Source organism: Kitasatospora sp. NPDC057518 (genome assembly GCF_042802075.1).
Taxonomy (GTDB): domain Bacteria; phylum Actinomycetota; class Actinomycetes; order Streptomycetales; family Streptomycetaceae; genus Kitasatospora.
This window is the reverse complement of record NZ_JBHVEU010000246.1, coordinates 1-13,374: the sequence shown is the minus strand read 5'-3', so window position 1 is coordinate 13,374 and position 13,374 is coordinate 1. Positions and strand designations below refer to the sequence as shown.

The following is a 13,374-nucleotide window of genomic DNA, read 5'->3' as shown; positions in this document are numbered from 1 at the left end:
GCCGGAGGTGTCGGCGTAGATCATGTTCTGGGCCGGGACGGCGACCGGGGCGGCGGCCGGGACCGTCGCGGGCCTCAGTCCAGCACCGGCAGCAGCTCCGGCAGGTGCCCGTCCGAGGCCAGCGCCGCGGCCCGCCGTTCGGCCGGCACCTCGCCGTAGGTGGTGGTGCGCTGGCGGTGCGGGCGGCCCGCCGCCTCGGCGATCGCCTGGAGGTCGCGCACCGACTTGTAGCTCCCGTACGCCGAGCCGGCCATCCGCGAGATGGTCTCCTCCATCAGCGTGCCGCCGAGGTCGTTGGCGCCCGAGCGGAGCATCTCGGCCGCGCCCTCGGCGCCCAGCTTGACCCAGCTGGTCTGGATGTTGGGGATGTGCGGGTGCAGCAGCAGCCGGGCCATCGCGACCACCGCGCGGTTGTCCCGGGCGCTCGGGCCGGGCCGGGCGATGCCGGCCAGGTAGACCGGGGCGTTGGTGTGGATGAACGGCAGGGTCACGAACTCGGTGAAGCCGCCCGTCCGTTGCTGGATCCCGGCGAGCAGCCGCAGGTGGCCGAGCCAGTGCTCCGGGGTGTCCACGTGCCCGTACATCATCGTGGACGAGGAGCGGATGCCCAGCTCGTGCGCGGTGGTGACCACCTCGACCCAGGTGGCGGCCGGCAGCTTGCCCTTGGTGAGCACCCAGCGGACCTCGTCGTCGAGGATCTCGGCGGCGGTGCCCGGGATGGTGTCCAGGCCCGACTCCTTGGCGCGCTGCAGCCAGTCCCGGATCGACAGCCCGGTGCGGGTCGCGCCGTTGACCACCTCCATCGGCGAGAAGGCGTGCACGTGGATGCCGGGCACCCGCTCCTTCACCGCGCGGGCGATGTCGAAGTAGGCGGTGCCGGGCAGGTCCGGGTGGATGCCGCCCTGCATGCAGACCTCGGTGGCGCCCACCTCCCAGGCCTGCGCGGCCCGGTCGGCGACCTGCTCCAGGGAGAGGGTGTAGGCGTCCGCGTCGGTGCGCCGCTGGGCGAAGGCGCAGAAGCGGCAGCCGGTGTAGCAGACGTTGGTGAAGTTGATGTTCCTGGTGACGCAGTAGGTGACGTCGTCCCCGACGGCGTCCCGGCGGACGTCGTCGGCGATCCGGCAGAGCGCGTCCAGGGCCGGGCCGTCCGCGTGGAACAGGGCCAGCGCCTGGTCGTCGGTCAGCCGCGCCGGGTCGTCCGCGGCCACCGCCAGGGCCTCCCGGAGGTCCCCGGCGAGGCGCTCGGGCGCGCCCTTGGCGAGCACCTGCTCGCGCAGCACCTCCCAGTCGCCGTACACGTCCTCGAAGTCGGCCCGGCGGTCGCCGGTGCGGCCCTCGGTGTCGACGGCGGTGTGCAGGTCGGTGCGCCCGTACGACTCCGGCAGGTCCTCGGGCTCCTGCCAGGGCAGGCCGCGGACGACGGCGTCCGGGTTCGCCAGGCCGGTGGCCGGGTCGGCCAGGGCGCGCACGTGCGGCAGCACCCGCGGGTCCAGCCAGGGCTCGCCGCGCAGCACGTACTCGGGGTAGACGGCGAGGCGCTCGCGCAGCTCGAAGCCGGCCGCCGCCGAGCGCTCGGCGAGGCGCTCGATCTGCGGCCAGGGGCGCTCGGGGTTGACGTGGTCGGGGGTGAGCGGGGAGACCCCGCCCCAGTCGTCGACGCCGGCCGCGATCAGCCGCTCGTACTCGCCGTCCACCAGGTTCGGCGGGGCCTGGAGGCAGGCGGCCGGGCCCATCAGGTGCCGGGCGACGGCCACCGTGGCCACCAGCTCGTCCAGTTCGGCGTCCGGCATGCCGCGCATCGCGGTGTCCGGCTTGGCCCGGAAGTTCTGCAGGATCAGCTCCTGGACGCCGTGGTAGGCGCGGGAGACCCTGCGCAGCGCGAACAGCGACTCGGCGCGCTCCTGGTGCGTCTCGCCGATGCCGATCAGCAGGCCGCTGGTGAACGGGACGGAGCTGCGCCCGGCGTCCTCCAGCACCCGCAGCCGGACGGCCGGCTCCTTGTCCGGGGAGCCGAAGTGCGGGCCGCCGGGCTCGCTCCACAGCCGGGTGGCGGTGGTCTCCAGCATCATGCCCATCGAGGCGGAGACCGGCTTGAGCCGCTGGAAGTCCGTCCAGCCCAGCACCCCGGGGTTGAGGTGCGGCAGCAGGCCGGTCTCCTCCAGGATGCGGATCGACATGGCGCGCACGTAGGCGACGGTGTCGTCGTAGCCGTGCGCGTCCAGCCACTCGCGGGCCTCGGGCCAGCGGTCCTCGGGCTTGTCGCCGAGCGTGATCAGGGCTTCCTTGCAGCCGAGTTCGGCGCCGCGGCGGGCTACCTCCAGCACCTCGTCCGGGGACATGAACATCCCGTGCCCGTCCCGGCGCAGCTTCCCGGGGACGGTGGCGAAGGTGCAGTAGTGGCACTTGTCGCGGCAGAGCCGGGTGAGCGGGATGAAGACGCTCTTGGAGTAGGTGATGACGCCGGGGCGGCCGGCCGCTTCGAGTCCGGCGTCGCGGACCCTCGCGGCGCTCGCGCAGAGGTCCAGCAGGTCCTCGCCTCTGGCCTGCAACAGCACGGCGGCCTCGGTCACGTCGAGGGCGACGCCGTCCCGGGCGCGGCGCAGGGCGCGGCGCATCGCGTTCGCGGTCGGCGGGGTGCTGGAGTCCGTGGCGGTTCCGTCCATGGCGCGACCCTACGCCAGGGGTGGTACCGCGGGTGGAGACAACCCTGAGGCGGCATCAGGGTCGGCGTACCCACGAAGGTCAACCCGATCTGGCCCCACAGGGCGATGACGGCGGCGGCGCGGCGGCCTCTAATGGAAGGGCAAGGCCAACCACACGTGTTCGCGGAGGAGTTGAGGACGCCATGACCAATGAGAAGGCGGCGGGGGACGATCTGGACGCCGGTACGCCGTACCGCTCCCGACGGCGCGTACTGATGCGCGCCGGGGTGCCGGTGGCGGTGGTCGCCGCGATCGCCGCGGGGGTGGGACTGGTCCCGGCACTGGCCGCCGACAGCGCGCCCGACCTGCCGACGGTGAGCGCGGAGCAGCTGGTCGCCAAGGTGCTCGGCTCCGAGACCCAGGCGCTGTCCGGGTCGGTCGCCATCTCGACCGACCTCGGCGTGCCCGGCCAGCTGCTGAGCGGCGCCGCCGGCCTCGGCGGGGCGGTCGGCGGGCACGGCGGTGACGGCGGGGGCTCCACCGCCGACCCGCAGTCCAAGCTGCTCGGCCTGCTCGGCGGGGACCAGACGCTGCGGATCGCGGTGGACGGCCCGGACCGCCAGCGGGTGGACGTGCTGGAGAAGATGGCCGGCTACTCCATGGTCCGCAACGGCGACCAGGCCTGGGCCTGGGACAGCTCGTCCAACTCCGCGGTGCACATGACCGGTCGGGCCGCCGGCCAGGAGCACGCCAAGACGCCGCTGTCCGAGCTGCCGACCACCCCGCAGGAGGCCGCCAAGCAGTTCCTGGCCGCGAGCGCCGGCACCACCTCGGTGACCGTCGCCGGGACGGCCAAGGTGGCCGGGCAGAACGCCTACCAGCTGAGCGTGAAGCCCACCCAGTCCGGTTCGACCCTCGCCGAGGTGCGGATCGCGGTGGCCGCCGACAACGGGGTGCCGCTGTCGGTGGCGGTGAAGTCCATCGACGGCAGCACCGTGCTGAACGTCCGCTTCACCCAGGTGTCCTTCGCCCGGCCGGACGCCAAGACCTTCGACTTCACCGCCCCCAAGGGCGCCAAGGTGACGGAGCAGAAGGCGCAGGACGCGGCCAAGGGCGCGCCGGGCGACGCCCGGGAGCACGTGGGCACCGGGGCGCCCGAGGGCCTCGACGTGATCGGCGAGGGCTGGACGACGGTCCTCGCCACCCGGCTGCCCGCCGCGGTGGACGGGGCCGCGGACGGCGCGCCGAAGGGCGACGCCAAGGGCGGCAAGCACGGCGGCCACGGGGCGGGGGCCGGTCAGTCGCTGAACCCGCAGTCGATGGTGAAGTCGCTCGGCAAGCCGGTCGCCGGCGGCACCCTGGTGAGCACCAAGGTGCTCAACGTCCTGCTCACCGACGACGGCCGGGTCCTGGCCGGCGCGGTGACCCTGCCGGTCCTCCAGCACGCCGCCGGGGTGAACTGACGGATGACCCAGGCTCCCGTAACGGGGGACGTTACGGAGCCGGCCGGGGGTCCGGGCGCCGCGTCGCGCCCGGCCCCCGCGCCCGTGCCCGCTCCTACCGCTCCTTCGACTTCCACTCCTTCGGCTTCCGCTTCTGCTCCGGCTTCCGACGACGTCATCCGGACCCGCGGCCTGACCAAGCGCTTCCGCGGCGGCCAGCTCGCCGTGGACGGCCTGGACCTCGCCGTGCCGCGCGGCTCCGTCTTCGGCTTCCTGGGCCCCAACGGCTCCGGCAAGACCACCACCATCCGGATGCTGATGGGCCTGATCGCCCCCACCTCGGGCGCGGCCACCGTCCTCGGCGAGTCGATGCCGCAGTCCGTCGCCACCGTGCTTCCCCGGGTGGGCGCGCTGATCGAGGGCCCGGCCCTGTACGGCTTCCTCACCGGACGGGACAACCTGGTGCGCTTCGACGCCGCCGACCCGACCGCCGACCCGCGCACCCGCCGCCGGCGCGTCGACACGGCCCTGGACCGGGTCGGTCTGAGCGCCGCGGCGGGCAAGAAGGCCCGCGCGTACTCGCTGGGCATGAAGCAGCGCCTGGGCCTGGCCTCCGCGCTGCTCCAGCCGCGCGAGCTGCTGGTGCTGGACGAGCCGACCAACGGGCTGGACCCGCAGGGCATGCGGGAGATCCGGACGCTGGTCCGGGAGGTCGCGGCGGAGGGCACCACGGTGTTCCTCTCCTCGCACCTGCTGGACGAGATCGAGCAGGTCTGCACCCATGCCGCGGTGATGTCCCGGGGCCGGCTGGTGGTGCAGGGCACCGTCGCCGAGCTGGCCGCCCGGGCGCAGGGCCGGCTGGTGGTCCGCACCCCGGACGTGGCGCGGGCCGCGGAGGTGCTGGCGGCCCACCGGGTCACCGCCCTGGTGCCCGGCGAGGACCGGGTGGACGGCGAGCCGGGCGTCCTGGACGAGGAGGCGCTGCCCAGGCTGTGCGCGGCGCTGGTCGGGGCCGGGGTGCGGGTGCACGGCTTCGGGCTGGAGCGGGGCACGTTGGAGGACGCCTTCGTGGCGCTGACCGGGGAGGGCTTCGATGTCGCGGGCTGAGGCACCGGCCGAGGGCGGGACGCTGCCGTTGACGACCGGCCGGCGGCCGCAGACGGCGGCCGGGTTCCTGGCGCTGTTCCGCAGCGAGCTGCACCTGACCTTCCGCCGGATGCGCACCAAGGTGCTGCTGGGAATCCTGGCGGCGCTGCCGATCCTGATCGGGGTGGTGGTCAAGCTCAACACGGACAGTCCGCACCAGGGCGGCGGCGGTCCGAGCTTCATCGCGCAGACCACGCAGAACGGGCTGTTCCTGGTCTTCACGGCGCTCGCGGTCGCGCTGCCGGTCTTCCTGCCGATGACGGTCGGCGTGGTCGCCGGGGACTCGGTGGCGGGCGAGGCGGCCGCCGGGACGCTGCGCTACCTGCTGGTCGCCCCGGCCGGGCGGACCAGGCTGCTGGCCGCCAAGTTCACCGCCGGGCTGGTGTTCTGCCTGGCGGCCACGGCGGCGGTCGCGGTGACGGCGCTGGCCGCGGGTGCCCTGCTCTTCCCGCTCGGCCGGGTCACGCTGATCTCCGGGGACACCATCGGCCTCGGCGACGCGCTGCTGCGCGCACTGCTGGTGGCGCTGGTGGTCGCGGCCTCACTGGCCGGGCTGGTGGCGATCGGGCTGTTCGTCTCCACGCTCACCGGCAGCGGCATCGCGGCGATGGCCGCGACCGTCGGGCTGGTGGTCACCGTCCAGATCCTGGACGTCTTCCCGCAGCTGCACGCCGTCAGCCCGTTCCTGTTCTCCCACTACTGGCTGAGCTTCGCTGACCTGCTGCGGGCGCCGATGTACTGGGACGGGGTGCTGAAGGACCTCGGCCTCCAGGCCGCCTACGTCGCCGTGTTCGGCTCGGCGGCCTGGTCCCGCTTCACCAGCCGGGACATCAGCGCGTGACGGCCTCCGGGGCGGCCGCGGGGGTGGCCGCCGCCACGGGGGCGGGCTGCGGCACCGCCGCGGCGGCCCGCACCGCGCGGTCGGCCCGCACCTGGCGCAGCGCGTCCCAGGTGAGCAGCGCGAGCGCGACCCAGACCAGGCCGAAGCCGGCCCAGCGGGCGGGCGGCATGGACTCGTGGAACACCGCGACGCCGATCAGGAACTGGAACACCGGCGCCAGGTACTGCAGCAGCCCGAGCACCGTCAGCGGCACCCGGACGGCGGCCGCGCCGAAGAACAGCAGCGGGATCGCGGTGATCACCCCGCTGAGCATCAGCAGCCCGGAGTGCCCCCAGCCGTACGAGCCGGCCACCGTGTGCCCGAAGGTGCCGCGCCCGCTGACCTCCAGGTAGACCAGGTAGCCGAGGGCGAACGGGAACATGAAGGCGCTCTCGGCCGCCAGGCTCTCCAGGCCGCTCAGCCCGACCTGCTTCTTCAGCAGGCCGTAGGTGGCGAAGGAGAGCGCCAGGGTGAGCGCGATCCAGGGCAGCTGCCCGTACGCGACGGACAGCACCGCGACGGCGGCGGCGCCGATGCCCACCGCCGTCCACTGGGCGCCGCGCAGCCGCTCCTTGAGCACCAGGACGCCGAAGCCGATGGTGACCAGGGGGTTGATGAAGTAGCCGAGGCTGGTCTCGACCACGTGGCCGGCGTTGACGGCCCAGATGTAGACGCCCCAGTTGACCGAGATCACGGTGGCCGCGCCGGCCAGCATGGCGAGCCGGCGGGGCTGGCGCAGCAGCGGGCGTATCCAGCCCCAGTGCCGCTGGGCGACCAGCAGCAGGACGACCGCGACCAGGGACCAGACCATCCGGTTGGCCAGGATGTCGTCCGCGGCTCCCGGCTCCAGCAGCGGCCAGAACAGGGGGAAGAGGCCCCAGATGCCGTACGCGGCGACGCCGTACCAGAGGCCCCGGCCGTTGTCCTGCTGGTCTGTTCCCGCCATGGCCGAGTGCCCTCCCGCGCGCGTGTGTCGATGGCGACGGTAGCGGGCGGGAGGGGCGACTGTCATCTCCGTTTCCGGATTTTGGTCATGACATTGCCTGCATGCTGGACCCGTCCGGAGTTCCGGGAGCTCAGGGCGGGTGCCCCGGGGGTCGGGAGCCGTCGCCTCAGGCGTCGAGGGCCGTACGGACGGACTCGGCCAGCGGGACGGTCGGGCGGCCGATCAGCCGGGCCAGGTCGCCCGGGGTGCCGGCCAGCTCGCCGCGCGCGATGCCCGCGTCCACGTCCACCAGGGCCTCGGCGAAGCCCTGCGGCAGGCCCGCGCCGACCAGCGCGTCCAGGTGCTCGGCCGGGGTGACGTCCCGGTGCCCGACCGGCTCGCCGGAGGCCTTCGCCAGCTCGGCGGCCAGCTCGGGCAGGCTCCACGCGGCGTCGCCGCTCAGCTCGTACACCCGGCCCTCGTGGCCCTCGCCGACCAGGACGGCGACCGCCGCGTCCGCGTAGTCCCGGCGCGGGGCGGTGGCGACCCGCCCGTCCCCGGCGCTGCCGAGCACCACGCCGCGCGCCACCGTGCCGGCCGCGTCGCCCAGGTAGTTCTCGGTGTACCAGCCGTTGCGCAGGAACGCGTGCGGCAGCCCGGAGGCGAGGATCAGCTCCTCGGTCGCCTTGTGCTCGTCGGCCAGCCGGAAGGTGGCCGCGCCGGGGATGCTGGTGTAGGCGAGCAGCGCGACCCCGGCGGCCTTGGCGGCCTCCACCACGGCCCGGTGCTGCGGGATCCGGCGGCCGACCTCGCTGCCCGAGATCAGCAGCACCCGGTCGCCCTCGGCGAAGGCGCCGGCCAGGGTCTCCGGCTTGTCGTAGTCGACCACGCGGACGGCGACGCCGCGCGCGGCCAGGTCGGCGGCCTTCTCGGCGGAGCGGACGGCGACGGCCACCTCGCTCGCGGGGACCTGGGCCAGCAGGCCCTCGACGACGAGACGACCGAGCTGGCCGGTGGCACCGGTGACGACGTACATGGTGAAGCTCCTCGGGGTTACGTTTTGCGGTTCTGGCCTCGGAACTCACCCTAGGGGTGGCACTAACCTTTCGAAAGTACGCACTTCAAAGTAGGGTACTGACATGAAGGTAAGCGAGATGAAGACCGGCGGGCTGCCACCCGCCGACGTCTTCGACCGGATGTGTCCGTCCCGGGGCGTGCTGGAGCACGTCACCAGCCGCTGGGGCGTGCTGGTCCTGGGCGCGCTGAACGAGCGCGGCTACCGGTTCAGCGAGCTGCGCCGCAAGGTCACCGGGGTCAGCGAGAAGATGCTCGCCCAGACCCTCCAGACGCTGGAGCGGGACGGCTTCGTGCTGCGCGAGGCGCACCCGGTGATCCCGCCGCGGGTCGACTACAGCCTCACCCCGCTGGGGCGCGAGGCGGCGGAGCTGGTCGCGGCGCTGGCGCACTGGTCGGAGCGGCGGGTGCCGGAGGTCGAGGCGGCGCGCCAGGGGTACGACGGACGGGCCGCCGCCCTGCGGTGAGGCCGCCTCCCCTCGGCGATCGGGCGGGCTGCCGGCCTCGGCTACCGCTCCGCGACGAGGGCGGCGAGCCCGTCCAGGACCCGGGCCAGGCCGAAGGCGTAGGCGTGGTCCGGGCTGTACGCGCCGCCGTGCGCCTCGCCGGCCGCGGCCCCGACCCGGGCGGCGACCGGGTAGCGCTCGGCGTCGAAGACCCGGGCGAGCAGGTCGGCGTTGGCGGCCCACCACTGCTCGTCGGTCATCGCGCTGTCCTGCCGGGCGGCGCGCTCGTCGGCGGCCATCCGGGCACAGGTCTGGACGAAGCCGAGCAGGTGGGTCAGCGCGGCGTCCAGGTCGACGTCGGGCAGCCCGGTGCCCTCGAAGGCGCGCAGCTCGTACTCGTACTTGGCCATCAGGCCGGGCCCGAGCGGCGGGCGGCTGGTGGAGACGGCGGCGACCCACGGGTGGGCGCGGTGCAGCGCCCGGTTGTCGTCCGCGACGGCGGTGACCCGGGCGCGCCAGCCCTCCCCGGCCGGGGTGCTGCGGGGCATCGTGGCGTAGACGGTGTCCAGCATCAGGTCGAGCAGCTCGGCCTTGCCCGGCACGTAGGTGTAGAGCGCCATCGGGGAGAGGCCCAGCTCCTGCGCGACCCGGCGCATAGTGACGGCGTCCACGCCCTCGGCGTCGGCGAGGGCGATCGCGACGGCGGCGATCTCGCCGGTCGAGCGCGCCTGTCGGGGCCCGCGCCGGCCGGGCTTCTCCTCGGCGGTGAGCCCCCAGAGCAGGGCCAGGGTGCGGGCCGGGTCTCCTGCGCTGCTGCGGTCGGTGGCCATGGGGCCATCGTTTCACGCACCGGCCGGGGGCCCTGACGGCGCGGACGGCTACCGTCTCACCATGACCAGCCCGACCACCCCTCCCGGCCGTCCCGGCCCTTCCGGACCGGCCGAGCCCGAGACGCTCCCCGGGACGGACACCGCGCAGACCCTCCGCCCGCGGGTGACCTGCCGCCGCTGCCACCGGCCGCTGCACGACCCGGAGTCGCGGATGCTGCGGCTGGGCCCGGAGTGCCGGGACCCGGCGGAGCGGGTCGCCCGGTACGACGTCGACCAGGAGCCGCTGCCCGGGGTGGGCTAGCCGCGCCCCTGAACCTCAGCCCCGGCCGAAGAGGCGGCGCAGCCGGCCGCGCCGGGGCTCCTCCTCCGCTGCCGCCGCTGCCGGGGCCTGCGGCTCCGACTCCTGCGGCTCCGGCTCCGCCCCCGCGTCGGCGGCGTCCTCCCGGGCCGTCAGGTGGCGGGCGAGCGCGCGGTCCTCGGCGGACGTCCAGGGCGCGGCGAGCACCAGCGCGGACAGCGAGCGCAGGATCGTCACCGCCCGGGTGCGGCGGGCCCGGGCGCCGTGGTGCAGCCGCTGCCGGAGCAGCTCGGCGATGTCGGCCCTGGTCCGCGGCTGCGTCCAGCCGATCGCGACCAGCGCGAAGCCGGCCGCCTCGACCACCCAGTCCTCCGGCCCGAGCAGCAGGTCGCGCAGCACCCGGCGGCGCTCGGAGCCCTCCCAGGGCTGGTCGGCGCGGTGGTGGGCGATGCCGAGGCAGGCGAAGACCTGGACGGCCCGCACCCAGAGTTCGGGCTGGTGGGCGAGCAGGGCGCGGCCGAGGTCGTCCTCGCGCGGCACCGGCGGGTGGACCAGGACGCCGAGCAGGTCGTCCAGCGGCAGTCCGGCCAGCCGGACGGCGTGGTCGTAGGCGGCGGGGACGGTCGGCCAGAAGATCTCGGCGGTGGCCCGGACGAGTTCGGCGCTCTGCGGCGCGGGCGGGTCGACGGCCGGGCGCGGGTCGGTGCCGTCCCAGGCCCAGATCCGGGTGGTGGGCTCGGTCAGCGGCAGCCGGGGGTCGGGCTCGCCGACGGCCTGGTAGCGGACGGTGGAGCGCGGCAGCGCGAGCCGGACGGCCAGCACCGAGCTGGGCGGCTCCACCGTGGAGGCCGTGCACTCGATCTCGGTGTCGCGGCTGGTGTCGGCGGCGGCGAGCACCTGGTGCAGCACGTTGACGGTGGCCTCGGTGGCGCCGGAGACCAGGCCGAGCCAGGGCTCCCGGTGGCTCAGCCGCTCCAACAGCTCCTGGGCGTACCCGTGTTCGGGGTGGGCGCGGTGGTGGTCGGCCAGGGCGAGCAGGTGCGCCGGGTCGCCGTCGAGCGCGTGGCGCAGCCCGTACCGGGCCGGGCCGGCCTTGGGGTGGTCGGGCACGGCGGCGAGCACCCGGTCCAGCCAGGGCAGGCCCTCGGCGGGGCGGCCGAGCGCGCCGTACAACTCGGCGACGTCGACGGCGAGGTAGCTGTTGGAGTCGTCGAGGTCCGGGGCGACCCGCTCCAGTTCGGCCTCCCAGACGGCGAGCGCCTGCTCCGGGCGGCCGGCCGAGCGCAGGGCGTTGCCGAGCATCACGGCGGGCAGGTAGCCGGGGGCCGACCGGTGCGCCCGGTCGGCGAGTTCGACGGCGCGGGCGGTGTCGCCGAGCCGGCGGGTCAGGCCGGAGGCCATCGCCAGCAGCAGTACGTGGTCGCCGTGGCGGTCCAGCACGGCCTGCACGAAGTCGTGGAACGGCCGTACGGCTTCGGCCGGTTCGGCCGGGAGCGGGTCGGGCAGCGCGCCGGTCGCGCGGGCCACCGCCTGGGCGACGGCGTCCGGGTCGACCAGGCCGGGCAGGTCCTCGCGGGCGAGCCAGGCGGCGTGCGCCCAGGGGCGGCCCGGCTCGGCCTGGATGGCGGAGGCGAGCAGTCCGACGGCGGCGTTCCAGTCCCCCGCCGCGGCCTCCACGTGGGCCCGGCAGACCGCCGTGCCGAGGTACACCCGGCCGTCCAGCGGGAACAGCTCGCGGGCCGCCGCCGGGCCGCCCGCCGCGGCGCACAACTCGGCCAGCGCCTCGTGCAGTTCGGGCAGTTGGGGGGCGGCGAGGATCGCGTCGCCGAGGTGCTCGGCGGCGTGCGTCAGGTCCCCGGAGTCGATCGCCAGCCGGGCGACCGCGACCTCCCCCTCGGCGGCCAGGCGCTCGGCGCCCTCGTCGTCGGTGTGACCGCTCATGCGCCCCTGCTCCCCGGTTGTGCCGTCCCACTCGGAAGGAGGCTATCCGGTACGACCGACAGCCCGGTGATCACCCCGAGGGCGCCCGGCGTCCAACGACCGGATCGGATACGACCCGTACGAGTGGTTTAGACCTCCGTTGGACATATTTGACGCTTTCCGCCCGCCAGGATGGCGGAGGCCCTTCGCGAACCTTCGCGAGCTGTCGAGACCCTTCGCGACTCTTCGCGGATCTTTGCGACCTTTTGCGCGAATCTGCGCGTCCCCGCGAACCGTCCCGAGCCGTCGCGAGTCCTCGCGAACGAAGTGCCGCCCCCGCCAAGGAAACCCGAGGAACGAGGAAACCGATGAAGCTTTCCCGCACCCTGTCGCTGGCGGCCTCCGCCGCCGTGCTCAGCACCCTCGCCGTCGCCGGCCAGACCGCCCCGGCCTCCGCCGCCGGCTCCTTCGTGGTGAGCGAGGCCCAGTTCAACAAGATGTTCCCGAACCGGAACGCCTTCTACACGTACAAGGGCCTGACCGACGCCCTGGGCGCCTACCCGAAGTTCACCACCACCGGCGACACCGCGACCCGCAAGCGCGAGGCGGCGGCCATCCTGGCCAACGTCAGCCACGAGACCGGCGGGCTGAAGTACATCGTCGAGCAGAACACCGCCAACTACCCGCACTACTGCGACACTTCGCAGCCGTACGGCTGTCCGGCCGGGCAGTCCGCGTACTACGGGCGCGGGCCGCTCCAGCTGAGCTGGAACTTCAACTACAAGGCGGCCGGCGACGCCCTGGGCATCGACCTGCTGCACGACCCGTACCAGGTCGAGAAGAACCCGGCGACGTCCTGGAAGACCGCGCTCTGGTTCTGGAACACCCAGAACGGCGCCGGACGGATGACGGCGCACGACGCCATCGTCAACAACAAGGGCTTCGGCGAGACCATCCGCACCATCAACGGCGCGCTGGAGTGCGACGGCAAGAACCCGGACCAGCGCAACAGCCGGATCAACCTCTTCAAGCAGTTCGTCGGCGTCCTGGGCACCGACGTGGGCGGCGGCAACCTCTCCTGCTGACGGGCGCCTCGGCCGCCCGGTGCCCGGGGTCCCGGTGCGGCCGATCAGCCCGTTCATCGAACGTCGACCGCCCGTCGACCGCTTGTCCACGCCCCACCCCGACCGTGATCACCTGCCGGCCACCGGGGCCGGCCCCCTCCGAGGAGCTGAAAATGATCACGAAGCGGATCGCACGGGCGTCGACACTGGCCCTGGCAACCGCCGCACTGGCCGGCACGTTCACCGTCGGCGGCGCGGGCAACGCGTTCGCGGCGTCGGGCGGCGGCTGCAACGGCAGCACCCAGCAGGCGTGCGTCAGCGTCAACGGGAGCACCCTGGTCGCCGACGCGTACACCAACTTCGCGAACTCCAACTGCACGGTCGATCTGGTCCTGTACGACCGGAGCACCGGCTACCGGTGGGACACGATGGCGGGCTGCGGGCTCGGCTGGTCCCACTACGTCGGCACGCAGGTCCCCAACCCCACCCCGGGCCACGTCTACCAGACCCAGCTCATCGTCAACTGGGGCGCCGGGAACGTGGGCGTCACGTGGAGCCCCGAGCTGACCGCCTGACGCCTCCGGGCCGTCGTGGAGCGGGAAGTCGGCCGGGCGACTCTGCTGGCGAAGTATTCGATCTAGGTCAGGCTCAGGCCGTTGTTGCGATGCCGTGTTGGGTGCAGAGTGTGTGGATGCGGGTGGGGCGGC

General features: G+C 74.3%; 12 protein-coding genes. 7 read left to right on the top strand and 5 right to left on the bottom strand.

The window, feature by feature from the left end; all coding sequences use genetic code 11:
• Positions 1–74: 74 nt before the first annotated feature.
• Positions 75–2,663, bottom strand: a complete 2,589-nt coding sequence (locus ACFU7Z_RS24045; protein WP_380779526.1) for a bifunctional FO biosynthesis protein CofGH — start codon at positions 2,661–2,663, stop codon at positions 75–77.
• A gap of 182 nt (positions 2,664–2,845) precedes the next feature.
• Between ACFU7Z_RS24045 and ACFU7Z_RS24040 the strand changes: the two genes are divergently transcribed.
• Genes ACFU7Z_RS24040 through ACFU7Z_RS24030 form a run of 3 tightly spaced genes read left to right on the top strand, consistent with a single transcriptional unit; the run spans position 2,846 to position 6,071 of the window.
• A complete protein-coding gene (locus ACFU7Z_RS24040; RefSeq protein WP_380779524.1) occupies positions 2,846–4,105 on the top strand; it encodes an outer membrane lipoprotein carrier protein LolA in 1,260 nt (419 codons plus the stop codon).
• A gap of 3 nt (positions 4,106–4,108) precedes the next feature.
• Complete coding sequence (locus ACFU7Z_RS24035; RefSeq protein ID WP_117489242.1) at positions 4,109–5,191, top strand: ABC transporter ATP-binding protein; 1,083 nt, start codon at positions 4,109–4,111, stop codon at positions 5,189–5,191.
• Complete coding sequence (locus tag ACFU7Z_RS24030; RefSeq protein ID WP_117489240.1) at positions 5,178–6,071, top strand: ABC transporter permease; 894 nt, start codon at positions 5,178–5,180, stop codon at positions 6,069–6,071. The genes ACFU7Z_RS24035 and ACFU7Z_RS24030 overlap by 14 nt, the downstream gene beginning before the upstream one ends.
• On the opposite strand, the gene rarD is transcribed toward ACFU7Z_RS24030, so the two are convergent.
• Both rarD and ACFU7Z_RS24020 read right to left on the bottom strand, forming a co-directional pair.
• Positions 6,061–7,056 carry an EamA family transporter RarD gene (rarD, locus tag ACFU7Z_RS24025; RefSeq protein ID WP_380740074.1) on the bottom strand — a complete coding sequence of 332 codons (996 nt, stop codon included), beginning with the start codon at positions 7,054–7,056 and terminating at the stop codon, positions 6,061–6,063. The genes ACFU7Z_RS24030 and rarD overlap by 11 nt on opposite strands.
• Before the next feature lie 166 nt (positions 7,057–7,222).
• The gene (locus ACFU7Z_RS24020) at positions 7,223–8,071 is read right to left on the bottom strand and encodes an SDR family oxidoreductase (RefSeq protein ID WP_380779521.1); all 849 of its coding nucleotides are present in this window, start codon (positions 8,069–8,071) and stop codon (positions 7,223–7,225) included.
• Positions 8,072–8,174: 103 nt separating this feature from the next.
• On the opposite strand from ACFU7Z_RS24020, the gene ACFU7Z_RS24015 reads away from it, so the two are divergent.
• Entirely contained in the window at positions 8,175–8,576 is a 402-nt protein-coding gene (locus ACFU7Z_RS24015) for a helix-turn-helix domain-containing protein (protein WP_117489236.1), read from the top strand.
• A 41-nt stretch (positions 8,577–8,617) separates the two neighbouring features.
• On the opposite strand, the gene ACFU7Z_RS24010 is transcribed toward ACFU7Z_RS24015, so the two are convergent.
• Complete coding sequence (locus ACFU7Z_RS24010) at positions 8,618–9,385, bottom strand: TetR/AcrR family transcriptional regulator C-terminal domain-containing protein (RefSeq protein WP_074001250.1); 768 nt, start codon at positions 9,383–9,385, stop codon at positions 8,618–8,620.
• 61 nt (positions 9,386–9,446) lie between these two features.
• On the opposite strand from ACFU7Z_RS24010, the gene ACFU7Z_RS24005 reads away from it, so the two are divergent.
• Entirely contained in the window at positions 9,447–9,686 is a 240-nt protein-coding gene (locus ACFU7Z_RS24005) for a DUF6011 domain-containing protein (protein WP_049659733.1), read from the top strand.
• 15 nt (positions 9,687–9,701) lie between these two features.
• On the opposite strand, the gene ACFU7Z_RS24000 is transcribed toward ACFU7Z_RS24005, so the two are convergent.
• The gene (locus ACFU7Z_RS24000) at positions 9,702–11,624 is read right to left on the bottom strand and encodes a hypothetical protein (protein ID WP_380779518.1); all 1,923 of its coding nucleotides are present in this window, start codon (positions 11,622–11,624) and stop codon (positions 9,702–9,704) included.
• Between the two features lie 347 nt (positions 11,625–11,971).
• Between ACFU7Z_RS24000 and ACFU7Z_RS23995 the strand changes: the two genes are divergently transcribed.
• Both ACFU7Z_RS23995 and ACFU7Z_RS23990 read left to right on the top strand, forming a co-directional pair.
• Entirely contained in the window at positions 11,972–12,688 is a 717-nt protein-coding gene (locus ACFU7Z_RS23995; protein ID WP_074001248.1) for a chitinase, read from the top strand.
• A gap of 152 nt (positions 12,689–12,840) precedes the next feature.
• Entirely contained in the window at positions 12,841–13,242 is a 402-nt protein-coding gene (locus ACFU7Z_RS23990; RefSeq protein WP_049658920.1) for a hypothetical protein, read from the top strand.
• Positions 13,243–13,374 lie beyond the last annotated feature (132 nt).